Below are 26500 nucleotides of genomic sequence, written 5' to 3'. Positions count from 1 at the left end.
CCGATCTAATGCGCGGGATTTGCGTGCTTAATCATGAGAAGCGGTCGTGCGCTGCAAGTGCCTACCATTGGACAGACGGCGAACACAAAAAAAACCGGCTTGCTGGCCGGGCTTTCTCTCCTATCGCATATCGTCTGATAGCGGTGTTATTTCATCTGCCTCTGGTGTAGTCCTCTCACCAGGCTCTTTCCAGTCTTCTGAACGATCATCGCTGGGTTTTGTTAACGGATCGTATTTATTCGGATCGTCTGGATCCAGCGTCGGCTCATCTGAACCTGGCTCAGGTTTGGATGGAACAGAACCTTGTGTTTGGTCTTGAAAACTCGAATCGGAAGACATACCCACCTCACCCATGAGGTCCAGCTTTGCTGGGCCGTAATAGTTTGAAGTCGGCAGGTGAACAGTGTGCGACTGAGCAGATGAGCGGGCAGTAAAAAGCGGTTTGGGGTTGCACGGAATTGCCCCCAACTGCATCAGCACTGACGAGTCATTTGCATCGGACTTGAGCAGCGCACATGGGAATGATGACCGGCAGAGAACGGCCAGAAGCAGCCCTTCGCCCAAGGCAGCTACCGACCAGTAGCGACATTTGGTTCCGGAAAAATAAATCCGTCCCCTTTTCCTTGTCTTATGACGCAGCTACTGGATGCTGCAGAGGCCACTGCTGACCAATAGTTGCCGCTAATGCGATTTGAGGTTAGACAGGCGTTGGACTAATGACGCGCCCCCGTTTTTTTATTTCGGCAGCCTGAGTAGAGATTCCGCCCTGGTGGTTATTCCTTCCAGCAAGCGCTAATCTCATCGGTAGTTTTTGTTTCGCCCACTGAAATCGCAATCCATAAAGGACAGCAATTATGATGGATCAGCATCCTTTTCCGTTTGACTCCGAGGCAGGCCTGGTTATGCAGGAGTTTGGCCAAGAAGTCATAAAGCAATTGCGAAAATCGCAACATGCGTATGTTGATCCTAGAAATGTCCAACGATTCCTTCATGGCAGATCATGGCAATCTCATCAAAGCTTTGATCCTGACCAGATATCGGAGCTGGAACGCCACCACCATCAAATGAACATTCAATTTGAAGACATAATGCTGCGGCGCTTTGAAGTTTTAGAAAATACGCTTAATGAACTATCAAACGAGATGGCAGAGACGTTTATAAGGAGTTTGTACGCCACAGTTTCAGACACTTGCGACAAGTATGGGAATGTGGTCAATGGGGGCAAGGAGCCTGCGAGAGCGTTCGTCGAAATGCTTGAAAAAATTGAGTTTGGCGTTGATCGAAATGGAAACGTATCGATGCCTGAAATACATGCAGGAACCGCAGTAATAGAAGCGTTTAAGCGTGACGAAACTATGAATTCAATCGAGTTCGGAGATAAAATTGCCGAGATAAAAGAGAGGAAGTCTGCCGAAGCCCTTGAGAAAGAAGCGGCGCGAAAGGCCAAGTTCGTTAAGGAGCCGCAATAATGTCGAAGCGAGTTCTACTTAGCATCGGTTGCAACGAATATCTGAGTCTTGGCAAGCTTACGGGAGCGGAAGTTGACGCAAAAAAAATCCATTCAGAGCTGACCGCAAGTACATTGAGTTGTATAAAGCCAGAACACTCACTTCTAGTGCTCTCTCCCTCGTTAAATGACATTAGGGCAACTCTAGAAAATTTGCAGGATCGTTTCGAGGAAATAGAAAGTTTAACGATATTTTTTGCAGGTCATGGCGGGGTCGTTAACGGAACGTATTATCTTTGTTTGTGTGATACGCGCAACGATAGGATGTCAACGACAGGGTTGGCGCTTAGTCATTTATTCGAGTTTATCAACGAAATAAAAGCCGCGCATTGCAACTTGATTATTGATGCTTGCGAAGCTGGCGGTATGATTTCTGACATGGGAACGCTCCTCAAGCCGGAGGTAATTGGAAAGGCAAGAAGTTGCGGCGTATCAATTTTTGTTTCCTCTGCTTCTGATCAAGCGGCTTCGGAAGATAACGCTGGCGGATGGGGAACAAATGCGATATTGCGGATTTTACGTGGTGAAATTGATACAGGATCAAGAGCTCCATTTTTAGACCTCTTGGACATTGGACGAGCAGCTGCTCAATACGTAGCAGTCACCAGCGCTGGAAAGCAGCTCCCATCGGTCTGGGGTATGAACCTATATGGTCCTATGCCAGTATTCGGTAATCCTCATGCAGTCGATAGAACACCTAATTCGCTTTTACAAATTACTGGGATATCGCCTACATCAGCCGCTGGTGTGGTGATTGGGAACAGATCCTCGGAGCTCCTAGGCCTGATGTTCGCTCCTGCATCGGAGCTCACTCCTGAAAAGCTGTATGAGAAAATGTTCCAGAGCATGGAACACCTTGAAAAGATACCTGGTGCTGCGGCAACTTTTATCGAGAGTGTCTGGCGCTCATTGGAGGATTCAGTTAGAAAACAGGCGAACTCCTTTGCTCATATTGAGTTTACGGCAACGTGCATATCGCTTCTTCTTCCATCAGTGCCACGTGATTTAACTTCGGCAGTCTGCGTACGTAATCTTGCGAAAGATCTTTTTGTTGAGCTGCACGACGTATTGGTAAGCGTATTGGCAGCCCTGGAAACAAATCCTAAGAGCCTCTGTCGACACGGCATACCTGATTTATTTTATCTGCCTCAGAGAATAACAAGAATATTAGGCTGGATAGGCGCAGCGCTATACATCGCAAAACAATATAGCCTGGAAATCGCTGAGATTAAAGAGCTTGGTGTTAAGTTTAGTCAATACATTTCTGATCATTACGCGGCTTCCGCAACAGGAATGTCTGAGTCTGAAACACCGTTCTTGGCAGCGTTTCTGCTCACTGCAAATGAGAATGGAGATACTGAAATTTGCGAGCAGATAATTAGCTCGCTTTATAACGCCCTTATAGAAAATGACGGTGCGCTTGCGAGGGCGGATCTACCGCCTAGCAATGTATTAGGCTATCTGCGTGCGCGAGCATGTAATGATCTAGAAACACAAAGGGAGTCCAGTAGCCATCCGTCTGAATCCTTAGCGTTCGTTTTATTAATGGGTGAGGTGCTTTCTCTACAAAATTTGATTAACTACAATCTCGAACTTTTAGATCACTCGCACCTCCATGTGTTTATACCGAATGATCATACACAATTTTCTCTACCTTGCATCGAAAACGGCCTCAATCACGTCTTCCAGATAGGGCATGGTGTTTGGGAAGTGAAGGATTTGGTATCTAGATGGCGTACATCATGTTTGCCTCAGTTAGCTTTGGATGTATCGCTAAAACTTCCGGAAGTTAAGATCGGTGCGCTTTGTTCAGCGTTCTTGTTTCCGAATAAAATCCCTTGGTTTTTGTTTGTGGGCACGGCATTAGATTAAATTTAATAGATACTTAAGTGGAAAAAATTTCACTATTATTTTGTTTGGGGCTCAATACACAAGTGAGCTTGTACAAAGATTCGGCACTGCTAACTGTAGTTGAGAAACGTATGAATTCTAACAAATATTTAATTGGTATCAGTTCTATAAAAGAACAGTTGGCTCGCTATACACACGAGTCCGTGCTAAATCATTCACTTGAATATTTAGGTATGAGGGTAGTAGACGGCACGCCCGAAGCAGGGAAAATGCCCTGGATTATCATGTTTATGCTGAAAATGGCTGTATTGGGGGAGGCTGGTAACAAAGAGATTAGTACAACAGAATTCCACAGGATTGCTAACGAAATTTTTCATTTGCAAAGTGCTGCAGCGGCCTTGGAAGTCGGAAGCTTGGAATTGAAATTAAGGGCTATGATTTTATCCCAGTTGTTATATCAGAAAACCACTACAAGTGGTATGCGTGAACTGATTGTTCAGGGGGCTATACTAAGTCGCTCAGATAATTATTATGACGAATTGTTTGTTAGGTTTTTTGGGTTAAGTCTAGATAGCTACCTGAAGATAGCAATGTTCATCGTTACTCGGCTAGATAAGCAACAAGGTGGTGTTGTAAAAATGCCAATATCTGAAATCCTGTTCTATCTTTCCCCAGGAATACCTAATGCTCATATTTTAGCTTTCATACGACTCGCTAGCTGTGAAGCTGGCGCCATTCCAAGTTTTATGGAGCTCCATGATTTAGGAGGCATATACGAAAGTGAGTATTTCCAAGAAACTCCATTCAAATATATTCCGTTCTTGTTGGAGGAAGGTTGTCTTGTGGCTTTTAACTCAAAATTCTGCATAACTGCATTATGTGCTTTGGCTCCCGCCATTTTAAAAAAAGAATTTCCTGCATTCAAAGATAAATTCGGGAATGATATGGAGTTAAGGGTAGGGGAGATTCTTAATGGAATGAATTTTGATAAAGTAATCGCTGAGAGTGAATTGAGCACGATTTTGACAGGTCAAGGCTTAAAAGGTAAGCTGGTCGATTTTATAGTTAGAGAGGAGGATCGCGTTACTTTGATTGAGTGCAAGGCAATTGAACCTACGGATTTAATGAAATGTACCGCTGATGCAAAATTGCTGAAAGGTCTTCTGGAGTCAAGCTATATCAAAGCAATTCACCAAGGTCAGTCTGTCGCTGATGGCTTATCAAAAATAAAGGATTTTGTTGGCTGTAACTATCGATTGCTAGTAGTGACGTTTGGTGATCATTATGTTTTTGGTGGAAAGTATATTTCGGAGTACATAGATACTGATCTAGTAGACCGGCTCACGGGGAAGTACGGCAGCTTACCAATTCAGATGGACAGAATCAGTTATCTTTCACTGCAGGATTTTGCAGGACTAGCCTATGGGTTGAATGCAGAAGGTCGTCCTCTCGGCTTGTTTTTGGACTCGGCGTGCGATGCCCAGTCTAATCCAGAAACACGTCGGTTCACGTTAGGCCACGTAGTTGAAGAGACCATCGGAAAAATTCCTGGGTCTTGGGCGGCAGGACTTAGTGGGGAAATGGATAAAAAGCTAGAGGCACTTACACAGTTAATTGTTGATAATTCTAGATTCTGGAAAAGAAACGGCTCTGCCTTTCTATTTAATTATGACTCCCTCCTAACGGCACTTAGTCCTAGTTATAAAGATCTATGATTTCGATTTTATGAATTATTGTCAGTGGTGGCTGGCGTAAATCAGCCAGAGGAATGAAGTCAAACTCTAGAATAGTGCAGTGTTCCTCGTTATAAACTTACGTTTTATAACTTCGAAATTCACGTTGCCCCCCCCTATATCACGTACTTCGAACGACTGCTTTTGGCCGATAGCAGTCGCCCGCGAAACAGATATAACGGTCCTAGGACCACCATAAAAATTCCTACACAAACCTCGGAATCCCTCACCTTGCCCGCCGTTCCGATGCAGCTTATAGTCCGCTCCGTCGCCCAAAATGGCGATTCAGGTTTGGCGACCTGACCACAGAGAAGACTGAGTAACGGCCTTTGAGCCAATCAAACTGAGATCTTCAAATGACTAGATATATGCCCCTCACCGGAATCGACCTGATTCCGGCTTCCTTGCTCATCGACACCGAAGCACCGCTCGAAGTACTGCAAACCGCAGCGGACTACCGAATTCGCACGGTCACGCAAGTACTGGAAAACATCGCCTTCCGCGCCGAGCTTGGTTGCGACACGGTGGTGCTGAAGGACTTTTCTCAGTTGCTGGCCATCCCGTTGCGCGACGGCTGTGACTTGATGGATGTGATTGGCCGACGTTTGCGGGTGCAAGCTAAGGCATAAATTAAAGCGGGCGCTAAAGGCGCCCGTATTTGACTTGATACGAAGGGCTTTAGGGAAATAGAAGCCCCCTACCCCCCATCAACGAACTCGCCAACAACGCCTCCAGCCCCATCGGCTTCGCAAAAAAATACCCCTGGGCCTGCCCCGCGCCCATTTCTCGCAGCAGCACCAGCGTCGCTTCATCCTCGACACCTTCGGCCACCACGCTCAGGTCCAGCGATTCGGCCATGCGCACAATCGCCCGGACGATCGCGCGGCTGCGGGCACTGGTGGTCAGTTCGAGGATGAACGACTTGTCGATTTTCAGGCCGCTGAAGCGGTACTGATGCACGTAGCTCAGGGATGAAAACCCGGCGCCGAAGTCATCGAGCACCACCGACATGCCGTTGTCGGCCAGTTGCTGCATGGTCAGCCGGGCAATTGCCGGCTCGGCCACCAGCGCGCCTTCGGTCAATTCCAGGCAAATGCGCGACGGCGCGACTCCGTGTCGTTCCAGCAGCGCGAGTACATCACTGGCGAAATCCGGACGCGTCATGCTGTAGCTGGAGCAATTGACGTGAATCGGCGGCCAATTGGCGTGTTCGGGCTGCGCGAGGATCACGGCGATGCTGGTCAGCATGTACAAATCCAGCCGACCGATCAGGCGCAGACCCTCGACGTCCGGCAAAAACTCGCCCGGGGCAATCACCCGGCCGCCCGGCTGATGCCAGCGGATCAGCGCTTCGAGGGCCATTAGCTCGCCGGTGTCGACGCTGACAATCGGCTGGAAATACGGCAGCAGTTCGTCGGTGCGTTTGAGCGCGTTGCGCAACGCCCCTTCACGCTCGACCTGATCCGAGACTTCCCGGCGCACTTCCTGATTGAACACCGCGTAGCTGTCGCGCCCGGCACTTTTGACCCGGTACATCGCCGCATCGGCATCGCGCAGCAAGTCGGCGGGCTCGTGATGGAACTGACTGTCGGCGCTGACGATTCCGATACTGCAGGACGAAAAAACCTCATAGCCATTGATCAAAAACGGCAGGTCGAACGCCAGTAGAATGCGTTCGGCGATGTCGATGACCACTTCCAGCGGCGCCTCGGGCGCGAGCACCGAAAACTCATCGCCGCCCAGGCGCGCCAGCATATCGGTGTCGCGCAGACAACCGCGCAAACGGTGGGCGGCCTGCATCAACAGCAGGTCGCCAAAATGGTGGCCGAGGCTGTCGTTGACCATCTTGAAACGGTCAAGGTCAATGAACATCACGGCCAGGTGCCCGCCTTCACTGCCGAACCGCGACCAGGCCAGATTGAGGCGTTGCTGCAAGTAGGTGCGATTCGGCAGCCCGGTCAGCGCATCGTGGGAGTTTTCGTGTTGCAACTTGGCATTGGCGTGGTCGAGTTCGCGGGTGCGGTTCTGCACCCGGGCTTCGAGCTTGAGGTTGGCGGCGTGAATGGCTTCGGCCGCCGTGCGCCGCGACAACGCGGTGTCGATGTGCCGCGACACGAACGTCAGCAATTCCTGATCACGCGGGGTGTAGCGCACCTGTGAGGTGTAGCTTTGCACCGCCAGCACGCCACGCACCACGTCGCCATCGAACAAGGGAATGCCCAGCCACGAGTGGGATCGGACGTACTCGTCGGCCAGTTCGATTTCGCCGTGCGCAGACAATCGTTCAGCCTCGTCGACGTCGATCAGGCAAGGTCGACGCTGACGGATCACGTACTCGGTAAGGCCCCGACGCCCACGCCGCGCCACCGGGCAAGTTGTCTGGCGCTCATCGACGTAATAGGGAAAGGTCACTTCACCGGTCGCGTCGTCGAACAGCGCAATGTAGAAGTTATGCGCAAACAGCAGATCACCGACGATGCCATGCAAGGTCTGAAACAGCTCGGCCATATCTCCCGGCTGGCTCGACAGCTCTGCAATCTGGAACAGTGCGCTCTGCAGATGTTCGGCGCGCTTTCGCTCGGCCACTTCCTGGCGCAAAGCGTCGTTGAGCGCCGACAGCTCCAGGGTGCGACGCATCACGGTCGCTTCCAGGTCCTCGCGATGGAGAATCCGGTCCAGCGCCATCGCCACGTGGCGGGCGACCACCAGAAACAGCGCGCGGTCTTCGGCGCTGTAGGTGCGGGAAACGTCGTAGACCTGCATGGCTAGCATGCCAAACACATCATCCGAGGCGTTTTTCAGCGGTGCGCCCATCCAGAATTCCGGACGATCACCCACGCAATAGAAACGGCCCTCGGCCTGCGCCGCGAGAATGCCGGCGGCGTCGATCAGCAACGGCTGGCCAGTGGTCAGCACCTGGCCGGTCAACGACAGGTGCGACAGGTCGAGGTATTCGTAGTGCTGGGACTCCACGGCATCCACATCGATGATGTCGACGTAATACGGGTAGTCGATTTTGCCTGTATGCGGGTCGTACAGGGCGAGATAGAAGTTCTCGGCATCGATCAGGCTCGCCAGCAGCCGGTGAGCCCCTTCCAGAAACACCGAGCGGTCGCGGGTCGAGCTGGCCAGGTAGGTAATTTCATACAACACCCGTTGAGTAATCTGCGCACGGGCAAGGGTATTGGTCTGTACCTGAACGCCCAAGCGCTGGGCAAACCCGGCGAGCGCCGGTTCCGCAGCGTCTTCGATGGGCGCGAGTAGCCAACCGAGCGCACTCTCGCCGCTACCGGTCGGCCAGCGGTGCAGGTGCCGGCTCAGGCAAAAGGCTTCGAAGTCTGCATTTGCCACGCTGGATGGCCAGTGCACCTGCGGGTCGCCCTGCCCGATCAAATGCATTTGTTCACCGGCGCGGTAAACCACCCAGGCAGTGGAATGGGTCCAGTGGCGCGCTGAATGCAGTAATTGTTCGATCGCGTCTTCGTTGCCGGCGTAAGCCATGCCGCCAGTATCCGAATGGTTTTTTTGCTGAGATGCGACAACGTCGCAATCGTTCGATTGCCGCGGCAAGTCCGTCAATGGACGAAAACTCATCAGCGCTCCCTGAGCCAGAAACTGGCGATCCACACTACTGGGTGCCAGCAATGCGCCAGCGAGCTTCCCGTTTAAAGCTTATAGCGTATTTTTTCAATAAATTTGTTCGGTTTAGTACAAAGTCCGGATCGCTCTCAAGCGAGCAGTTCGCTGATCCACCGGGCCTGCCGGGCGACATCTTGCAGTTTCTCCTCAGGCACTGCCTGTCGCGCATTCGCGAAATGGCTCAGGGTCTGCTGCTTATGGCGCAGGATGCGCTGCCACTTGACCAGGAACGCCGGGCTGCGGGCCTGCATCTGCAGGGGGCCGAAGTACAGCTCCTCGGCGGTGTACGTCACCGGACCGGCGCGCTCGGCGACGATGATTTCGTAGAAGAAGCTGTTTTCCCGCAGCAATTCCTCGCAAAGGATGCGGTAGCCGTTTTCCATCAGCCATTGGCGCAGTGGCTGTTCACCGCCGTTGGGCTGCAGGATCAGGCGCTCCTGCCCGCTCAGGCGCGCTTTGCCGCTGTCGAGGATGTCGCGAATCGTCTCGCCGCCCATGCCACAAATGCTGATCGCGGTGATCCCGTCCTGCGGTTCGATCGCCGCCAAACCGCTGGCCAGGCGCACGCTGATCCGCTGGTCCAGATCGTTGTCGCGCACCGTGCGTTCGGCCGCTCGAAACGGCGTCGAGGCCACCTCGCCGGCCACCGCCGCCACGATGGCGCCACGGCGCATCAACGCCACCGGCAAGTAGCCGTGGTCCGAGCCGATATCGGCCAGGCGCGCACCGGCGGGTACATGCGCCGCCACGCGTTCAAGGCGCATGGACAATGTCTGTTGGTTCAACTGCAGTTCCTTTTCACTACGAATGCCCGGCGCCTTGGCCATGAGTGCGAGCGGCCCATGACGCGGGATGTGGGCGGCAGGGTAATGCGCCGGCGCGGTCGCATCAACCGGGTTGAACGACGACCTTTATCTGCGTCAGCCCCATCACCTCAGCCTGCTCCAGAATCTCCTCCGGCGTCGCGTCCGCGTTGGGCATGATCAAGCCGTTTTCTGCATCGCCAAAATGCAGCTGAAGCAGGTGCATCGCCGCTTCATGGACGGGCAGCCGGGGTTGCTCGAATTCGAACGTCTGGCGGCGGGGCTCGCCGTTGAACAGGTATTCCAGGGTGTAGTTGTGCATGGTGGGATCCTCGTGTGGGCAGAAGCGCTGCTCAATACCCTGACTTGTCGGTCAGTTTTTAGTTCAACGCTTCGGATTTGGCGCGACAGTGAGTTACGTTCCATGATTAGTTACACCAAGTATCAACTGTTGTTGCAGATCGTTCATTTATTCGAACTCACGACATAAATATAGTGAGGCCAACAGTTTCCAAAAAACAGTTGAGCACTCACATGACCTTAAAAGTTGCTGTTATTTATCACAGTGGATTCGGACACACCGCCAATGTTGCACGAGCGGTGGCGCGCGGTGCCGAAAGTGTCGCAAACACCCAGAGCCTGCTGGTTCAAGTCGAGGACATCGACCAACACTGGGAAGCGCTTGAGCAGGTGGATGCCATCATCTTCGGCTCCCCCACTTACATGGGCAGTGCGTCGGCGCAGTTCAAAACCTTCATGGATGCCACCTCACGCCATGTGTTCGCCAAAGGCGGAGTCTGGGCTGACAAAGTGGCTGCCGGCTTTACCAACGCAGCCTCGCGTTCGGGCGATAAACTGGCAACGCTGCAACAGCTGAGTATCTTCGCCGCCCAGCACGCCATGCACTGGGTCAACCTCGGTCTGCCGCCTGGCCACAACAGCTCTGCCACCACAGAAGAAATGCTCAACCGAGACAGTTACTTCATCGGTGTCGGCACCCAGTCCAACTTCGATGAAGGCCCGGACACCGCCCCGAAAAACCCCGACATCCTGACGGCTGAACATCTGGGTGCCCGCGTAGCACGGGTCACCCGAGAACTTGTGGAAGGCCGTCGCGTCATTGCCGAACAATTCGCTTTATAACCAGAGGTCTCGACATGAGCACGCCGATACGCGTCGACTTTATTTCCGACATTGTCTGCCCTTGGTGCGCAATCGGTCTGGGTGCCCTGGAGCAAGCGATTCTGCGCCTGGGGGATGAAGTGAAAGTCGACATCAACTTTGAACCTTTTGAGTTAAACCCGCAGATGCCCGTCGGCGGTCAGAACGCGGTTGAGCACATCATGCACAAATATGGCAGCAGCGCTTCGGACATCGCCCGCAGCCAGGTCAGTATTCGCGCGGGCGGCCAACGCGTCGGATTTCACTTTGATTTTGAGAAGAGAAGCCATTTCTACAACACGTTCGATGCGCATCGACTGATGTTCTGGGCGGGACTTGAGGGGGTTCAACGCCCTCTTGCCCATGCCCTCTTCAAGGCTTACTTCACACAGGGCCAGGACATCAGCTCGCACGCAACGCTGGCCAGTATCGCAAGCGGTGTCGGCTTGTCTGACGTCCAGGCTCGCGAGGTTCTGTCTTCAGCGCAGTACGGCGACGAAGTGCGCGAGCGGGAGTCCTGGTTCACCACTCGCGGTATTCACTCGGTGCCGGGCGTGGTGCTCAACGGCCGTCAGTTAATCACCGGTGCGCAACCGGCGGACTTCTACGAGCAGGCACTTCGGCAGATCATTGCTGACACTTGAGTCCATCAAACGGAAAAACGGGCGCCAACAGCGCCCGTTTTTTTATTCGTGCTTCGACGCATTGCGAGGGTCATCGTGCTTATCGATGTACTCCAGACCCAGCGGCCCCGTGCCGTAGACCTGAGAGATGTACTCGCCTGATTTCGCCCAATGGAAGTGTGGCGTATTGGCCGGAAGGACCACCACGCTGCCGGGACCGTAAGCCATCAGCTTCTCCGGATCAAACACAGCACCGAAACCGATGTAGAAAACTCCGGACATCACCGTATAGATACGGTCTTCGGGATGTGTATGAGGCATCAACTTCGTGCCATTCGGCACTTTGACCCGCACCACATAGGGTGCTGGCTTGCCCGGGTCACCGACCAGGACGGCTAGTTTCACTTCTTTCGGGAACGCTGGAAAGCTGCGCCACTCCACCTCTTCATTCGCCAGCGAACCCGTTTTACCGAGCGGCAAAGGCTGGGCCTGAGCGAACGGCAAGACAGCCGTTGCAACAACACAGGCTGTCAGCCAACCCACTTTCATCATGTTCTTGATCATCACCCTTCCTCACTGCTCATCAGGTTGCCGACTTCACTTAGCCGGGCGTCGATTCCCGGCTGAACGCTTCGAGTTCCTGAACCAGGCCCTGCGCGGCCAGCATCACCAGTTGCCGACCTTTTTCCGGTGTCGCCTGCGCCGGGTCCGAACCCATGCGGCCATCCGGATGACGCGCACGAAAGTCGAGTGCCTCACGGATGGGTCCCCAGTTCGCGATCTGCGGCGAGTAGTCGGCCGATTTAATCGAGTCCGGATAGGCCCATTGAGTGACTGCGATTTCGGAAGGCGTGGCGTGGATGCCGTGGCCGGTTGGAAACTGTTCTTTGGCCAGATCACCGATCCCCTCCAGGTCCCACCAGTTGCATAATTTCAGGGCAAACCCGGATGGGCGTCGGGCAAAACTCGCCTCGGCATACAGCTCGGAAAAAGCCGCTTCAATCGACGCGACATTGCCGCCATGGCCATTGAGGAAAAAAATCTTGTCGAAACCATGTGCCGATAATGAGCGAACCCAGTCACCAATGGCGGCGATGAACGTCGAAGGCCTGAGCGAGATGGTCCCCGGGAAACCGAGATGGTGTTGGGCCATGCCGATGTTGAAGGTCGGAGCAATCAGGATGTCCGCGCTTTTCTGCGCTTCGCCAGCGATGATTTCCGGGCACATCCAGTCGGTCCCCAGAAGGCCGGTAGGACCGTGTTGTTCGTTGGAGCCAATCGGAATGACGATGGTGCGACTGCGTTGCAGAAATTGCCCGATCTCGGCCCAGGTCGATAGGTGTAAAAGCATGTGAGTTCTCTCTTTCAAAGCGTTCCTTTCGGAACATGGCGGGTTGAAATTTAATGAGGTTAGCCAGCGGTGTAGTCAGGCACCGGTTGACTGCGCTTCAGCGGTTTGTTCGCGATGATGACCAGCGCTGCGCACAGGAATACGCAACCCACCGCGACGATGCCGGGGTTCATGCTGCCGGTGGCAGTTTTTGCCCAACCGATCACGGCAGGTCCCCAGAATCCCCCGGACAGGCCGATGGTGTTGATCAGCGCGATGCCTCCGGCTGCCGCTTCGCCTTTGATGAGTTCAGAGGGCATCGCCCATAACACCGTGTAAGCCATGAACATCATGGCGGTCGCCAGTGTCAGCACGCCCAGTGAGAGCATCAGGTTTCCATCGGCAAACGGATACGAGAGCATCAGCAACGCACCGAGGCCCGCGGGAATTGCGCAGTGCAAGCGCCTTTCCCCGGTCCGGTCGGAGCGGCGGCCGATCCAGTACATGCCGACAGCTGCGGCGATATAGGGAATGGCCGCAAGCCAACCCAATTGCATGGTGTCGTTGACGCTCTGGGCTTTCAGCATGGCCGGGAGCCAGAAACTCAGGGCGTAGATCGAGAAGATGATGCAGAAATAAGCCGACGCCAGGATGTAGATTTTGCGATTGCGCAGGATCGCCTTGAACGAATGCACCGGCCCCGAGACCGTCCCCAGCTCGCTCTCCAGCAGGCGCTTTTCTTCAACGCTCAGCCAACGCGCCTCAGCCGGCCGGTTGGCAAGAATGAAAAAGGTCAGGACGCCAAGGAAAACGCACGGCAGCCCTTCAATCAAAAACATCCACTGCCAGCCCGCCAGACCGCCCACGCCTTCGAACGTGGTGATCAGCCAGGCAGACAGTGGACCACCCACAATGCCGCCCACCGGGCCGGCGATAAACACGATCGCAATGGCCCGCGCCATGCGCTTCGGGCCGTACCAGCACGAGAGGTAATAAATCATTCCCGGCGCGAAACCGGCTTCGAATACACCGAGAAGAAAACGCATGGCGTAAAACATCGGCACGTTGCGGACAAAAAGCATGCACGCCGAAGTGATTCCCCAACACACCAGGATGCGACTGAAGGTTTTGCGCGCCCCCACCCTCGGCAGCATCAGGTTGCTCGGCAACTCGAACAGCACGTACCCCAGAAAGAAAATACCTGCGCCGGCGCCATAAGCCGCGTCGGACAGTCCGAGGTCGTTTTGCATCTGCAGTTTGGCGAAGCCGACGTTGATCCGGTCCAGATACGCAAAGACGTAACACACAAACAGCAGCGGCAGCAGCCGCCAGTTGAGCTTGCGGTACAGGGCAGAAATGGCATCACTGCCGGGCGGTATCTGAAGGGTCGACATACGAATCTCCGTTGTTCTTATTGGCCAGCGTTCGTGACCAGAATGCTGCGCCCCGGCGTGCACAGTCAGCAAGAGCAACTAAGTTCAGGTATCGTTGCTCTGTGGGCAACGCAGTACACAATTCCCTGTGGGAGCGAGCCCTGTGGTGAGGGGATTTATCGGAATGCCGCACCACCCCGTTCGGCTGCGAAGCGGGCCGCTACGCAGCCCCAACGGGGATAAATCCCCTCACCACAGGGCTCGCTCCCACAGGGGATGGCAGGTTTTTTCAATGGAGGGTCGGATATGCGCGAAATCAATCAACAGCGCCTGCGCTATTTTCACGAGGTACTGGTCCACGGATCGATTCGGGCGGCGGCGGACCACATCAACACGTCGCCCTCGGTGATCACGCGCCAGATCAAGTTGCTGGAGGAAGAACTTGGCGCAAAGCTGTTCGAGCGTCAGGCGCGTGGCGTTCAGCCCACTGAGGCTGCCGCGCATTTGCTGGAGTTCTGGCGCGGCTATCGATCGCACCAGGAGAAACTCGAAGACCAGCTACAGGCGATCAAGGGTTTGCAGCAAGGCCAGGTGCGGGTGGTCATCAGCGAAGGCTACGTCGATGCATTGGTCGACCACGTGCTCGCCCCTTTCTGTAAACAGTACCCGAAGCTGGACATCACGCTGGACATCCTGCCCGTCGACGATGTGCTCAAGGAAATCGCTGAAAACCGTGCCCATATCGGCCTGGCTTACAACCCCCCTCCTCACCCGCATATCGACTATCGAGCCACGTCGTTGCAGCCGGTGATGTTGCTGGTGCGACCGGATCATCCACTGGCCCTGCGCGGTGGGATGGCCACTGTCGAAGACATACTCAGCTGTCAGTTGGTGCTGACCCCGACCACGTTCGGCATCGGGCATGCGATCAAGATGCTGGAGTACGCCGAGAAAATCGAGATCCGTCCGGCACTGGTCAGCAACTCACTGGCCGCGCTCAAGCGGTTGGTGGCCTGCGGGGAGTTTGCATCGTTGCTGGGCGAAGTAGCGGCCTATCGCGAAATCGCCCAGGGCAGCCTGGCGGCCGTACCCATCGATCATCCATTGTTTCTCGGTGTCGAGGCCAAGTTGCTGGTGAAAGCCGGTCGCCCGCTGGCCGCCCCCGCGCAAGAATTGCTGAATTGGGTGCAACAGCGCCTGCCGATGTTTATGCCTGATGCTGGCGGGTGACCTGGATTCGCCGCCAACTCAGGCCGGCAGTCAGTGTGAACGGGCCACCGATACAGACGCCTTCAGGTGAACTGCTACCCTTCAATTTGCAATGCCCCCTTGCATGCCCTCATCCGAGGAATTGAAAATGAAACGCGCCTTCGTCGCCGTCGTAGTTGCCCTCGTGCTCTGCTCATTGCTCCCCGCTCCTGCATTTTCCGCAGAAGATCCCGACGCCATCCGGCCCTTCCAGATCCACGTGACAGACCACGAGCTTGCGGACCTGCGCGAGCGCATTGCGGCGACCCGCTGGCCGGACAGAGAGGCCGTTGCCGATCAGTCCCAGGGCGCTCAGCTGGAGCAATTGCGCGAGCTGGTTCACTACTGGGGCACGAGTTACGACTGGCGCAAGGTGGAGGCCCGACTCAACGCCTTGCCGCAGTTCGTCACAACGATCGAGGGGGTCCCGATTCATTTCATCTGGGTGCGTTCTCCCCAGCCGCAGGCGTTGCCGTTGATCATGACCCACGGCTGGCCAGGCTCCATTCTCGAGTTTATCGATGTCGTCGGCCCGCTGTCCGACCCCACCGCCCACGGGGGCAATGTTGCGGATGCCTTTGATGTGGTGATTCCGTCGATTCCCGGCTACGGCTTCTCCGGCAAACCGACGGGTATCGGTTGGGATCCCGATAAAATAGCGAAGGTCTGGGCGCAGTTGATGGAACGTCTCGGTTACTCGCGCTACGTCGCCCAGGGTGGCGACTGGGGTGGCCCGATTACCAGCGCGATGGCGCGCCAGGCACCGCCCGGGTTGCTCGGCATTCACCTCAATCTACCGGCGACGATACCGCCGGAAGCGACGGCGGCACTCGCTGCCGGAGGGCCGGCACCGGCGAGTTTCTCCGAGCAGGAACGCGCGACCTTCGAGGCCGTCGCCACGCTGATCAAGCAGGGCAATCTGGCGTACAGCGCGATGCTGGCAGCACGGCCACAAATGATGGGCTACGGCGTGGCGGACTCACCGGCCTTTCTCGCCGCGCTCATGCTGGTTCACCCAGGCTTTGCAAAATGGACCTACGGCGCCGACGCCGGGCAACAGCCGACAAAGGATCAAGTACTGGATAACTTCACCCTGTACTGGCTGACCAACAGCGCCGCCTCGGCGGGACGGCTGTACTGGGAAAACAAGGGACGCAGTCCGCTTTCCTCCGCTGCCCAGAAGACCACCGAAATCTCCCTGCCGGTGGCGGTCACGGTGTTTCCGGATGACGTGTATTACCCGCCCGAATCCTGGGCCCGGCGCGCCTACCGCAACCTGATTTACTTCCATCAAGCCGACAAAGGCGGTCATTTCGCCGCGTGGGAGCAGCCGCAACTGTTTACTGAAGAGCTGCGCAAGGCGTTCAAGCCGTTGCGTTAGTATTCTTCTGCAAAACCAGCCAGACAACTGCACCAGGAAGGTGAGCGCCCTTATGAAGTCCGTCAGAATTCGTACCCTGCAACGCACTGATGCTCAAGCACTGCTGAAGTTTGAAGTGGACAATCGCGAATGGTTCGAGCGCCATATTGATGCCCGTGGCGCTGCGTTTTACTCGGTGCAGGGGGTCACCGACCACATCAGGGAATATTTGGCCGAGCATGCCGCTGGAACCTGGCACCCTTTTGTCATTGAGGAAGATGGCGGAAGAATAGTCGGTCGAGCGAACCTGAAAGCCATCGACACGTCCGCACGGACAGCAGAAGTCGGCTATCGGATCGCTCAAAGCGCTTGCGGGCGAGGACTGGCCACACAGGCGGTCAAGCATCTGATTCGAGAGGCGCAACGGCGTTGGAACCTTACTCACCTGATGGCCAACGTCTACGTTGAAAATATCGCCTCGACAAAAGTGCTCGAACGCTGTGGCTTCTTGGTCGAGCCCGTTTCCCGGCACGAGGGGACAGACCGGGAGTACCGGTTTGGCCTGTCGATGCAGGCGAGTGTATGAGGCGCCGGTTCACGTTGCGGAAACGGCCGATTCGCGCACAAAAAAAACCCCGCATGCCAATGGGCTGCGGGGCAAAAAATTGGTTGGTTGCGGCCAACCAAAGGAGCTCTGTAGAAAGCGTTGGCGGGCGCGGCTCAGATGCAATCCTGGGCGGCCCGTCCAAAGCTCGAAGGCAGTAAATTCGAGGCCAGCAAGTGGCGCTCGTAGACGTACACCTTGCCGCCGTTGCCGGCCTTGTAGGCTTCCAGCACGTTGTCCGCCGAGACTTTGCTCGGCACCACGATCCGGTAGCTGCGCTGCGTCTGCGAGACCGTCGGGTGCAACGCACTGCCCTGCAATTTCGGGACGACGCAGTCGGCGTACTGCGCCGGCGTCTTGCGGGTCTGCAACGTCAGGGTCGGGTCATTCGGCGCAGAGGCACAACCGGCGAGCAACAAAGCGCCAAGCGCCAGGGCGGGCATAAATAAAAGACGCATCGGTCTCATCCTGAAAATAAAATGTTCGGCTTTCAAGTCACGCACAGGCCGAGAGCCGTGTGTTCGATGGAGGGGATTTTCCGGGTATTTGCGTCAAAGGAGAACGTGTCTTTCATGATGGTGATTATTACTTCCAGCAATAGTTGCCGGTCAGGATGGGCCTCCGACCGGCATGGACAGAGGCCCCGCCACTGCCGGTCAGTAATCCCAGAACACCGCTATCCAGCGAAAGGCGTCACCGTTGACCGCCACGCGGCCCACGGAGGGGAACGGCAAGTGGGTGGCGACCAGCAGCTCACCACTTGCCGCCGCCTCTTGCATCAGGCGAACCCGAACCCGAACCGATTCTTCAGGATCATGTTCGAAGCCGTTGTGCCAGTCGGGGTGGTCGAACGCAACCGGAAACAGCGCGTCGCCGGCGAAGGTCAAGCGCTCGCCGCCCGACGTCACGTAGACCACGCTGTGCCCGGGGGTATGGCCGCCGGTCATCTTCACCACCACGCCCGGCGCTACTTCGTACTCGTCCTCGAAGGTGCGCACATTGCTGCGGTAATCGTTGATGAACTGATCGGCCGTCGCGCGCAAAACGTCCGGTACCGGCGACGGCATGTCAGTGAAGGTGAAATCGGGCGACTCCCAGAACGCGACTTCGGTGGCCGCAACGTGGATGCGCACGTCCGGACGCAGCTGGTGCTTGACCTCGTCGACGAGCAGCCCGCCGATATGGTCCATGTGCATGTGGGTAATGATCACGTCGGTCACGGAGGCCAGTGCGATACCGGCGGCCTCCAGCCGCTTGGGGAACTGCCCTGCCCGCGGAAAGCCAGGAAACTGCCCTCCCAGCCCGGCGTCGACCAAAATGGTCTGGTCGCCGCTGCGCACCACCAACACATTCAGCGCCCAATCGAACGCATCCGGGCCCAGGTACATCTCTTTGAACCAGGTCGCGCGGGCGGCCGGGTCGGCATTGGTGGACATCGTCGAGGTCGGCAGCGGCAGCACGCCATCGCTGACCACCAGCACCTCGATGTCGCCGACGCTCAGCGAATAGCGCGACGGAACCAGCTCCTCGAATCCGGCTGCACCGGGGTATGCGCTGCTGTCTGACTCGCGTTGGTCGTGACTGTTCTGCTGGAGCCCCGTGTTTTGGGTGGGGTGGTTCAGATAGGTTGTCATGGTCGCTCTCCGAATGCCTGGGTCAGGACTTTCAGGCGAAAGCGGCTCTCACGGTGCGAGAGCGACGGATCGCCAGGAGAGTGATTGTGCAACTTGCCCCAACGCGTCCGGTACCATACAGAGGTATCCGGGACCATACCCAGGTATAGGTCGAGACCTTAATCGTCAGGTGCAGCCGGATTTCAGGGGATTGTTCCCGCCCCAAGAATACGGGCTTCGGTGCCGACGACCAGGGACACTCAGCATCGGCCCCTGAATCCAAGAATGGCTATTGCGGATTGCTCACCAGCGGCAGCGTCACCACAAACTCGCTGCCTTGGCCGTAACCCTCGCTCCTGCCTGCCACCGTGCCGCCATGGGCTTCGACCAGCTCGCGCACCACCGTCAGACCAATGCCAAGGCCTGCGCCGTTGAAACCGACGGCATGATTGTCTTGCACAAAGGGCTCGAAAATAAACGGCAGCGCAGCGGCGGAAATACCAATGCCGGTGTCGCAGATGCTGATTTGCAGAAAATTGTCGTCGGCGGTGACCGTAAGACTGACCGTCCCGCCCGCCGGCGTGTACTTGCCTGCATTGCCCAGCAGGTTGCCGAGAATCTGCGCGAGTCGTACAGGGTCACCGTCCACCATCAGCGGATTTTCAGACAAATCAGCCGTGAAGCTCAGTTGCTGAGCGATCATCACCGGGCTGGACACACTGATGGCCTCCTGAGTGATCTGCACCATGTCGACGATGCTGCGGTCCAGGCGCAACTTGCCGGTGCTGACGCGGGAGACGTCGAGCAAGTCATCCACCAAACGTGAGATGTGTTTCACCTGGCCTTCGATCAGCGCCTGCATGCGCGGCAATTCTTCACTCGGCACCCGCACCAGTCGCCCGGCAATCATGCTGATCGGCGCCAACGGGTTGCGCAACTCGTGGGCCACCTGGCTCAGAATATTTCGTTGCTGTGCCAGGCTCTTTTCGGCCGAGTCCTGCAAGTGTTGCGCACTGAGGACGGCCAGCACCAATTGTTCGTTGGCCTCGCGCATCTCCAGGTAACGCTGATGTTCCTGGGCTGAACGCCAAGGCAGATCCGCTTCCGACTGCGCCGATAGAATCGCCAGGACCAATTGCTGATTGGCCTCGATCAGCTGCTCGATTTGCGCACTGTCGGCGAGCTGGGCATTGGCCTCGCTCAGCTGTTTGTGTAATGCCGCCAGCACCGCGCGCGCCTTGACCGTTTTCTGGCCCAGCAGGAACAGTTCGCGAGCAGCAGAGGCTACCGCTGGTTCGTTCTTGCCGTTGGTCTCATCCATGATGGTTCCTCATCCGTCGTCCTTGCTCAGCCGATGCTGCGTGGGACGGCCGCCGAGCAGCCCTTCCTGATCCGGCAGTGTGTCACCGATGTGCAGGCCGTCATTGTCGATGTGGTACTGACGTAATTCATCAGAGTGTGCGCTGGCGCGTATCTTGACCACGGCCAGGATGCGCAGCAGGCGGCTCTGCACTTCGATGTAACGCTGGACAATGATCGCGTCGGTGAGAAACGCCGTGCCGTAGGGGCTGAAGCGCAGGTCGGTGTAGCGGTCTTCCAGCTCCGAGGTCATCAATACACTGACGCCGATGCTGGTCAGGGCGGTGACCATGCGCGACAGCGACTCGCGAAAGTCTTCGCGGAAGGTCGGCGCCAGCGCCAGTTCGAAACCGGACAGAGAGTCGATCACCACGCGGGTGGCTTTCAGTCGGCTGATCTCGCTCAACAGCAGATGCACGATCTCGTCAATGGACAGGTCCGGGGCGCGGCTGTCCACCAGGGCGACCTGCCCGCTCTGGATCAGGTTGGCGAGGGTGGCGTTCTGCGAATGATTGGGGCGCTGCTCGAACACCGCGATCACGCCTGTTTCGCCGTTGCGCGCACCTTCGGCGAGGAAGGTCGCGGCCAGAATGCTTTTGCCCGAGCCCGACGGCCCGGCCACCAGCAAGGAATAACCTCGAGGCAGGCCGCCACCCAGCATCTCGTCGAGCTCCGGTACGCCCATTTTCAGGCGCTTGATCGGGAACTCCAGCGGCGCTTCATCCGGCTTGAAAGCGGCCGGCGCGAATACCTTGATGCCCGAGGTGGCGATGCGGAAGGTGTGCAGCCCCGGCAATGTCGGCTGGCCGCGCATCTTCATGATTTCCATCTTGCGCACCATGGAATTGCGCTGGACGCTCTGGCGCAGCCAGATCAGGCCGTCGGCCACGGTGAAAATCGGGTTGGTGTCGGTTTCGGTGAAGTATTCGCCAATCAGGAAGGTCGTGGCCTGCCAGGTGGTCATCAACATGCCCAGTTGCTGAACGAACTGCGGCAGATTGTTGTTAGGGTTGTCCTCAGTCTGGCTGGCCAGCACCACGGAGCGGAACGAATCAACGAACACCAGCGCCGGGGAATGCGCCTCGACCTCGCTGATGATGCGCCGCAGCACCTCGTCCAGATTCCCGGCCAGGGTGTCAGCGGCCAGGTTGACGTAGCGGATCGAGTGGTTGATCGCTTCGCTGTCGAAAAAGTCGAACTGCTGCTGGTAGCGCAGCATTTTCAGTGGCGGTTCACCGAGCACAGTGAAGAACAGCGCCGGGCGCTCCGGCGTCGCGAGGGCGAACATCATCTGGTGGGCCAGAGTGGTTTTGCCGCAGCCCGGCGGGCCGGCGATCAGGTTGAACGAAAACTCCGGCAAACCTCCGCCCAGCACATCGTCCAGTCCTGGCACGCCGGTGGCCAGGCGGTTGATAGTCACTTTGGTGCTCATGGCGAAATGTCCTGCGAAGGGGTGTTGCTCAAAGAAAGTTCCCACACGTCACGAAGCAAATGTGCGGTGAGCGAGGGCCCGATCAGGGTAGTCAGCAACTCGTAATAGGTCATCAGCAAGGCTTCACCGAAATACCAGCCATCGGTTTCGCTTTGCGCAACGAGCACAGAATTGAGATCCGTCGGATCCGGCGCAGACTGCACATCGTTGCAGATGCCCGCCAGGCGCGGATGTTTGGAAGCGCACAGATGCAGGCTGCGGCGATAAAGCGCGGCAACCCCTTGCACGCCAATAATGGGCGTGAGGGCGGCGTCCATAGCCTGCAAGGTTGAAACAATCGCCTGGGCGATCCTTGCAATGTCGGCGTTGGGGCCAACACGGTGCGCCAGAGAAGCTACGATCTGGCGGCTCTCTTCGCTTAGCGCTGACATGGCTAACTGATATCTGATGAACAGAGCTTGATACTACACCCTCTGACCCGTCACCCGAGACTTAAATGGGCTGCGCTGCGTTTCGCGAGTCGTAACGCCGGTTGTCCAGACGCCAGCAGACAGCGTCTGGAACAGGTACGGATACATCTTGAAATAGCTCCGTACTGCCCCACTGGCCGGGCCCGATCGCCAAGAGCCCAATCATCCGTAGACCCAGTCGATTCATGAATGGTGCGCATGACTCTATAGCCGAACAACGCAAAAACATTCTGCAATGATGGGGGCCAGTCTTTTTGATGAGTACTGGCAATAATGCTCTGGCGCACCGGACGAAGATCCGCACCGCCGCGCTGCCGTCGCCTGAACAACCGCTGCCGCCACCCGGGAATAGAACCAATGGACCATCCGATAACCCTGTCTCGACGCACCTTTCTGATCGTGGGCGCGGTGACCGCAGCGACCGTGGCGCTTCCTCCGTTCATCTGCGCAGAAGCCTCCGCAGCCAACCTCGCGCGACCGATCAAGTCGACGTTGAATCTTTCGGTGAATGGCCAGAGTCAGGCGCTGGACATCGACACCCGCACGACCTTGCTCGATGCCCTGCGGGAGAACCTCAAGCTGACCGGCACCAAGAAAGGTTGCGACCATGGCCAGTGCGGCGCGTGCACAGTGATTGCCGATGGCCGGCGGATCAATTCATGCCTGACCCTGGCGGTGATGCATGAAGGTTCGAAGATCACCACCATCGAAGGCCTCGGCACCCCGGACAAACTGCATGCGATGCAAGCGGCGTTCGTCAAACACGACGGCTATCAGTGCGGCTATTGCACGCCCGGGCAGATCTGTTCCGCTGTGGCGATGCTGGATGAAATACGCCAGGGCATTCCCAGCCACGCCAGTGCCAGCCTCACCCTCGCGCCGCAACTGAGCGCCAGCGAATTTCAGGAGCGCATGAGCGGCAACATCTGTCGCTGCGGGGCGTACTCCAACATCATCGAGGCGATCAGCGAAGTCGCGGAGGTCAGCGCATGAGGCCCTTCACCTATCTACGCGCCAAATCCCCGGCCGAAGCCGCCGCACTGGCGGCACAGGTCAACGGCTCGCGGTTTATTGCCGGCGGCACCAATTTGCTGGACCTGATGAAACTGGAGATTGAAACGCCGACGCACCTGATCGATGTCAACGGCCTGGAACTGGACCGTATCGACGCCACGCCCGAGGGCGGCGTAAGAATTGGTGCCCTGGTACGCAACACCGACCTCGCCGCCGATGCGAGGATCAGAAAGGATTACGCCCTGCTGTCCCGCGCTTTGCTCGCTGGCGCGTCCGGCCAGTTGCGCAACGTCGCGACCACTGCGGGCAACCTGCTGCAACGCACGCGCTGCCCCTATTTCTATGACACCTATCAGGCGTGCAACAAGCGCCAGCCCGGCAGTGGCTGCGCAGCCATTGGCGGCTTCAGTCGGCAATCGGCAATCATCGGCGTCAGCGACGCGTGCATTGCCACGCATCCCAGCGACATGGCCATCGCCATGCGCGCCCTCGATGCCCAAGTCGAAACCGTGCGCCCCGACGGCTCCACACGCGTTATCGCGATGGCGGATTTGCATCGTCTGCCGGGCAACACGCCGAACATCGAAACCACCCTGGCAGCCCATGAACTGATCACCGCCGTGACCCTGCCGGCGCCCCTTGGCGGCACGCACATTTATCAGAAGGTGCGTGACCGCTCCTCCTACGCCTTCGCCCTGATTTCGGTGGGCGCAGTGATTCGACCGGACGGCAGCGGCCGTGTCGCGCTGGGCGGTGTCGCGCACAAGCCATGGCGCGTGGAAAGCGCCGAAGCGGCAATGCCCGACGGCGCTAAAGCGGTGACCGAACGCTTGCTCGCCGGCGCCACTCCCACCTCTGAAAACGCATTCAAGCTGACCCTGGTCGAGCGCACGCTCGCCGCGGTGATCGCCCAAGCGAGGGCCCTGGCATGAAGTTCGATACCCCCGCCACAACCAACCCCATCGACCAGATGAAAGTGGTCGGCAAGCCCACCGTGCGGGTCGAAGGCCCGCTGAAAACCTGCGGCCTCGCCCCCTATGCCTATGAACATCATGACGCCGTGCCGAATCAGGCTTACGGCTATGTCATCGGCTCGGCCATCGCCAAGGGCCGCATCGCCTCGATGAACCTGTCCGATGCCGAATCCGCGCCGGGGGTGATCGCGATTGTCACCGCCGCCAACTCGGGAAAGCTCGGCAAGGGCAAGTTCAACACCGCCAAACTGCTGGGCGGACCGGAGATCCAGCACTACCACCAGGCCGTGGCCATGGTGGTCGCGGACACCTTCGAGCAGGCGCGCTGTGCCGCGCAACTGGTGAAGATCACCTACCAGCGCAGCAACGGTGCGTTTGACCTGGCCAGCGTTCGCGACGCCGGGGTGGAGGTCACGGAACAATTGGCCGACACCCGACACGGTGATTTCGAAGGCGCGTTCGCCGCCGCGCCAGTGCAACTGGACGCGACCTACACCACCCCGGATCAGGCCCACGCGATGATGGAGCCCTTCGCCTCGATGGCCAGTTGGACTGGCGATCAGGTGACGGTCTGGACCTCTACCCAGATGATCGACCGGTCCCTCACCGATCTGGCGACCACCCTCGGCGTGCCGAAGCAAAACGTGCGGCTGATCTCCCCGTACATCGGCGGCGGCTTCGGCGCCAAACTGTTCACCCGCGCCGACGCGGTGCTCGCCGCCCTTGGCTCGCGCCTGGCGAACCGACCGGTGAAAGTCGCGTTGACCTGGCCACTGATGATCAACAATTCCACGCATCGCCCGGCGACCATTCAACGCATCCGGATCGGCGCCACCGCTGACGGCAAGATCACCGCGATGGGGCATGAGGGCTGGTCCGGGGATTTGCCCGGCGGCAAAGTCGAGCGCGCCGCGCAACCGAGCAAGTTGCTGTATGCCGGAGCCAACCGCCTGGCCACCGCACGTCTGTCGATCCTGGATCTGCCGGAAGGCAACGCCATGCGCGCACCGGGCGAAACGCCGGGGCTGATGGCGCTGGAAATTGCCATGGACGAGATGGCCGAGAAGCTCAACCTCGACCCCATCGAGTTCCGCATCCGCAACGACACGCAAGTTGACCCGACCAAACCCGAACGGCGCTTCTCCCAACGGCAGTTGGTTGAATGCCTGAAAACCGGTGCCGAGCACTTCGGCTGGGATAAACGACATCCGCAACCGGGCACGCAACGCGAGGGTCGCTGGCTGATCGGCATGGGCGTTGGCGTGGCGTTTCGCAGCAATCAACTGGTGAAATCCGCAGCACGGGTGCGGCTCGATTATCAGGGCATCGTCACCGTTGAAACCGACATGACCGATATCGGCACGGGCAGCTACACCATCATTGCCCAGACCGCCGCCGAAATGATGGGCCTGCCCCTCGACAAAGTGGTGGTGCGCCTGGGCGATTCGAGCTTTCCGGTGTCGGCCGGTTCCGGGGGCCAGTTCGGTGCCAACTGTTCGACGGCGGGCGTGTATGCCGCGTGCGTGAAACTGCGCGAAGCGGTCGCGCAACGCCTGGGCTTGAATGCCCAGGAGGCCGTGTTCAGCGATGGCGAAGTGCGCGTCGGCGATCAACGCCTGCCGTTGCGCAACGCGGCCCGGGCCGGTGAATTGGTCGCCGAGGATGCCATCGAGTTTGGCGAGCTGAGCAAACAGTTTGTGCAATCGACCTTCGGCGCGCATTTTGTCGAAGTTGCCGTCGACAGCGCCACGGGAGAAGTGCGGGTGCGGCGGATGTTGGCGGTGTGCGCGGCGGGTCGAATTCTCAATCCGACGTCGGCTCGCAGTCAGGTGATCGGGGCGATGACCATGGGCGTCGGTGCGGCGCTGATGGAAGAACTGGCGGTGGACAAGCGTCAGGGCTTTTTCGTCAATCACGACCTCGCCGGCTATGAAGTGCCGGTGCATGCCGACATCCCGCATCAGGAAGTGATTTTCCTCGACGAGACCGACGCCTATTCCTCGCCGATGAAAGCCAAGGGGGTGGGGGAACTGGGCTTGTGCGGAGTGAGTGCGGCGATTGCCAACGCGGTGTACAACGCCACCGGCGTACGGGTTCGGGAATACCCGATCACCCTCGACAAGCTGCTGGACACATTACCGCCGATGATTTGATCGAGGTTGGCGGGAACAGCCAGGCGTTTATCGCTGTTCCCGCCAGCGGCGATTACTGCGCGCGGGCGTAATCTGTTGCGCTGACCTGCTCCATCCAGTCCACCACCTTGCCGTCCTGCACCTTGGCAATCGCGATATGGCTCATGCCGGTGGTCGCGGTCGCGCCGTGCCAATGCGTGGGAGCGAGCCTGCTCGCGAAGAACGACAACGAAGACGCGTACTGTCTGGATGAACGCGTTGTCAGGAGCTTTTT

At 57.5% G+C, this 26500-nt stretch carries 24 protein-coding genes and 1 pseudogene; 12 read left to right on the top strand and 13 right to left on the bottom strand.

Translation table 11 applies throughout. The annotated features are described in order from the left end of the window. Positions 1 to 120: 120 nt before the first annotated feature. Positions 121 to 564, bottom strand: coding sequence for a hypothetical protein (locus F8N62_RS31995; protein WP_224791426.1), 444 nt, complete (start codon positions 562 to 564; stop codon positions 121 to 123). A gap of 290 nt (positions 565 to 854) precedes the next feature. Between F8N62_RS31995 and F8N62_RS27650 the strand changes: the two genes are divergently transcribed. From F8N62_RS27650 to F8N62_RS27635, 4 genes are all read left to right on the top strand, one after another. After that, positions 855 to 1469: a hypothetical protein gene (locus F8N62_RS27650; protein ID WP_150713651.1), complete on the top strand. Its 615-nt coding sequence runs from the start codon at positions 855 to 857 to the stop codon at positions 1467 to 1469. Continuing rightward, the gene (locus F8N62_RS27645) at positions 1469 to 3379 is read left to right on the top strand and encodes a caspase family protein (protein WP_150713650.1); all 1911 of its coding nucleotides are present in this window, start codon (positions 1469 to 1471) and stop codon (positions 3377 to 3379) included. The genes F8N62_RS27650 and F8N62_RS27645 overlap by 1 nt, the downstream gene beginning before the upstream one ends. Before the next feature lie 17 nt (positions 3380 to 3396). Beyond that, on the top strand, positions 3397 to 5073 hold the full coding sequence (locus F8N62_RS27640) for a hypothetical protein (protein ID WP_150713649.1): 1677 nt from the start codon (positions 3397 to 3399) through the stop codon (positions 5071 to 5073). A gap of 374 nt (positions 5074 to 5447) precedes the next feature. Then, positions 5448 to 5720, top strand: coding sequence for a hypothetical protein (locus F8N62_RS27635; RefSeq protein ID WP_150713648.1), 273 nt, complete (start codon positions 5448 to 5450; stop codon positions 5718 to 5720). A 49-nt stretch (positions 5721 to 5769) separates the two neighbouring features. Here the strand turns inward: F8N62_RS27635 and F8N62_RS27630 are convergent, their stop codons facing one another. The 3 genes from F8N62_RS27630 to F8N62_RS27620 form a co-directional block, all read right to left on the bottom strand. Next, the gene (locus tag F8N62_RS27630) at positions 5770 to 8685 is read right to left on the bottom strand and encodes an EAL domain-containing protein (RefSeq protein ID WP_150713647.1); all 2916 of its coding nucleotides are present in this window, start codon (positions 8683 to 8685) and stop codon (positions 5770 to 5772) included. 134 nt (positions 8686 to 8819) lie between these two features. Then, positions 8820 to 9515: a tRNA (adenine(22)-N(1))-methyltransferase gene (locus F8N62_RS27625; protein ID WP_318181642.1), complete on the bottom strand. Its 696-nt coding sequence runs from the start codon at positions 9513 to 9515 to the stop codon at positions 8820 to 8822. A gap of 103 nt (positions 9516 to 9618) precedes the next feature. Beyond that, entirely contained in the window at positions 9619 to 9855 is a 237-nt protein-coding gene (locus F8N62_RS27620) for a hypothetical protein (RefSeq protein ID WP_150713645.1), read from the bottom strand. A 212-nt stretch (positions 9856 to 10067) separates the two neighbouring features. On the opposite strand from F8N62_RS27620, the gene F8N62_RS27615 reads away from it, so the two are divergent. Both F8N62_RS27615 and F8N62_RS27610 read left to right on the top strand, forming a co-directional pair. Then, on the top strand, positions 10068 to 10676 hold the full coding sequence (locus tag F8N62_RS27615; RefSeq protein ID WP_224791425.1) for a flavodoxin family protein: 609 nt from the start codon (positions 10068 to 10070) through the stop codon (positions 10674 to 10676). 14 nt (positions 10677 to 10690) lie between these two features. Beyond that, a complete protein-coding gene (locus F8N62_RS27610; protein WP_150713643.1) occupies positions 10691 to 11338 on the top strand; it encodes a DsbA family oxidoreductase in 648 nt (215 codons plus the stop codon). Positions 11339 to 11380: 42 nt separating this feature from the next. Here F8N62_RS27610 and F8N62_RS27605 read toward each other — a convergent pair whose 3' ends face one another. From F8N62_RS27605 to F8N62_RS27595, 3 genes are read right to left on the bottom strand one after another with little or no spacing between them, the layout of a single operon-like run. Then, on the bottom strand, positions 11381 to 11881 hold the full coding sequence (locus F8N62_RS27605) for a cupin domain-containing protein (RefSeq protein ID WP_150713642.1): 501 nt from the start codon (positions 11879 to 11881) through the stop codon (positions 11381 to 11383). A gap of 37 nt (positions 11882 to 11918) precedes the next feature. Beyond that, positions 11919 to 12668, bottom strand: a complete 750-nt coding sequence (locus F8N62_RS27600; protein WP_150713641.1) for a creatininase family protein — start codon at positions 12666 to 12668, stop codon at positions 11919 to 11921. A 59-nt stretch (positions 12669 to 12727) separates the two neighbouring features. Next, on the bottom strand, positions 12728 to 14041 hold the full coding sequence (locus F8N62_RS27595; RefSeq protein WP_150713640.1) for an MFS transporter: 1314 nt from the start codon (positions 14039 to 14041) through the stop codon (positions 12728 to 12730). Between the two features lie 285 nt (positions 14042 to 14326). Here F8N62_RS27595 and F8N62_RS27590 point away from each other — a divergent pair, with 285 nt between their 5' ends. From F8N62_RS27590 to F8N62_RS27580, 3 genes are all read left to right on the top strand, one after another. After that, a complete protein-coding gene (locus tag F8N62_RS27590) occupies positions 14327 to 15250 on the top strand; it encodes a LysR family transcriptional regulator (protein ID WP_150713639.1) in 924 nt (307 codons plus the stop codon). A gap of 127 nt (positions 15251 to 15377) precedes the next feature. Then, entirely contained in the window at positions 15378 to 16649 is a 1272-nt protein-coding gene (locus tag F8N62_RS27585) for an epoxide hydrolase family protein (RefSeq protein WP_150713638.1), read from the top strand. A 52-nt stretch (positions 16650 to 16701) separates the two neighbouring features. Continuing rightward, the gene (locus tag F8N62_RS27580) at positions 16702 to 17214 is read left to right on the top strand and encodes a GNAT family N-acetyltransferase (protein WP_150713637.1); all 513 of its coding nucleotides are present in this window, start codon (positions 16702 to 16704) and stop codon (positions 17212 to 17214) included. Positions 17215 to 17348: 134 nt separating this feature from the next. On the opposite strand, the gene F8N62_RS27575 is transcribed toward F8N62_RS27580, so the two are convergent. The 5 genes from F8N62_RS27575 to F8N62_RS27555 form a co-directional block, all read right to left on the bottom strand. Then, positions 17349 to 17690 carry a hypothetical protein gene (locus F8N62_RS27575; RefSeq protein WP_150713636.1) on the bottom strand — a complete coding sequence of 114 codons (342 nt, stop codon included), beginning with the start codon at positions 17688 to 17690 and terminating at the stop codon, positions 17349 to 17351. A 198-nt stretch (positions 17691 to 17888) separates the two neighbouring features. Next, positions 17889 to 18866, bottom strand: a complete 978-nt coding sequence (locus F8N62_RS27570; RefSeq protein WP_150713635.1) for an MBL fold metallo-hydrolase — start codon at positions 18864 to 18866, stop codon at positions 17889 to 17891. 268 nt (positions 18867 to 19134) lie between these two features. Next, the gene (locus F8N62_RS27565; RefSeq protein ID WP_150713634.1) at positions 19135 to 20166 is read right to left on the bottom strand and encodes a sensor histidine kinase; all 1032 of its coding nucleotides are present in this window, start codon (positions 20164 to 20166) and stop codon (positions 19135 to 19137) included. 9 nt (positions 20167 to 20175) lie between these two features. Further along, entirely contained in the window at positions 20176 to 21636 is a 1461-nt protein-coding gene (locus F8N62_RS27560) for an ATPase domain-containing protein (protein ID WP_150713633.1), read from the bottom strand. After that, complete coding sequence (locus F8N62_RS27555) at positions 21633 to 22067, bottom strand: hypothetical protein (protein ID WP_150713632.1); 435 nt, start codon at positions 22065 to 22067, stop codon at positions 21633 to 21635. The genes F8N62_RS27560 and F8N62_RS27555 overlap by 4 nt, the downstream gene beginning before the upstream one ends. A 408-nt stretch (positions 22068 to 22475) precedes the next feature. On the opposite strand from F8N62_RS27555, the gene paoA reads away from it, so the two are divergent. Genes paoA through paoC form a run of 3 tightly spaced genes read left to right on the top strand, consistent with a single transcriptional unit; the run spans position 22476 to position 26247 of the window. Further along, positions 22476 to 23099: an aldehyde dehydrogenase iron-sulfur subunit PaoA gene (paoA, locus tag F8N62_RS27550; protein WP_150713714.1), complete on the top strand. Its 624-nt coding sequence runs from the start codon at positions 22476 to 22478 to the stop codon at positions 23097 to 23099. After that, on the top strand, positions 23096 to 24052 hold the full coding sequence (locus F8N62_RS27545) for an FAD binding domain-containing protein (protein WP_150713631.1): 957 nt from the start codon (positions 23096 to 23098) through the stop codon (positions 24050 to 24052). The genes paoA and F8N62_RS27545 overlap by 4 nt, the downstream gene beginning before the upstream one ends. Beyond that, entirely contained in the window at positions 24049 to 26247 is a 2199-nt protein-coding gene (gene paoC / locus F8N62_RS27540) for an aldehyde oxidoreductase molybdenum-binding subunit PaoC (RefSeq protein ID WP_150713630.1), read from the top strand. Before F8N62_RS27545 ends, paoC begins: the two co-directional genes overlap by 4 nt. Positions 26248 to 26299: 52 nt before the next feature. Here the strand turns inward: paoC and F8N62_RS27535 are convergent. Continuing rightward, positions 26300 to 26422, bottom strand: a pseudogene (locus F8N62_RS27535) (cupin domain-containing protein); the annotation flags it as partial. Positions 26423 to 26500 lie beyond the last annotated feature (78 nt).

Source organism: Pseudomonas fluorescens (assembly GCF_902497785.1).
Lineage (GTDB): Bacteria > Pseudomonadota > Gammaproteobacteria > Pseudomonadales > Pseudomonadaceae > Aquipseudomonas > Aquipseudomonas fluorescens_BO.
The sequence above is the reverse complement of the archived record's forward strand: the minus strand, read 5'-3'. Positions and strand labels throughout refer to the sequence as shown.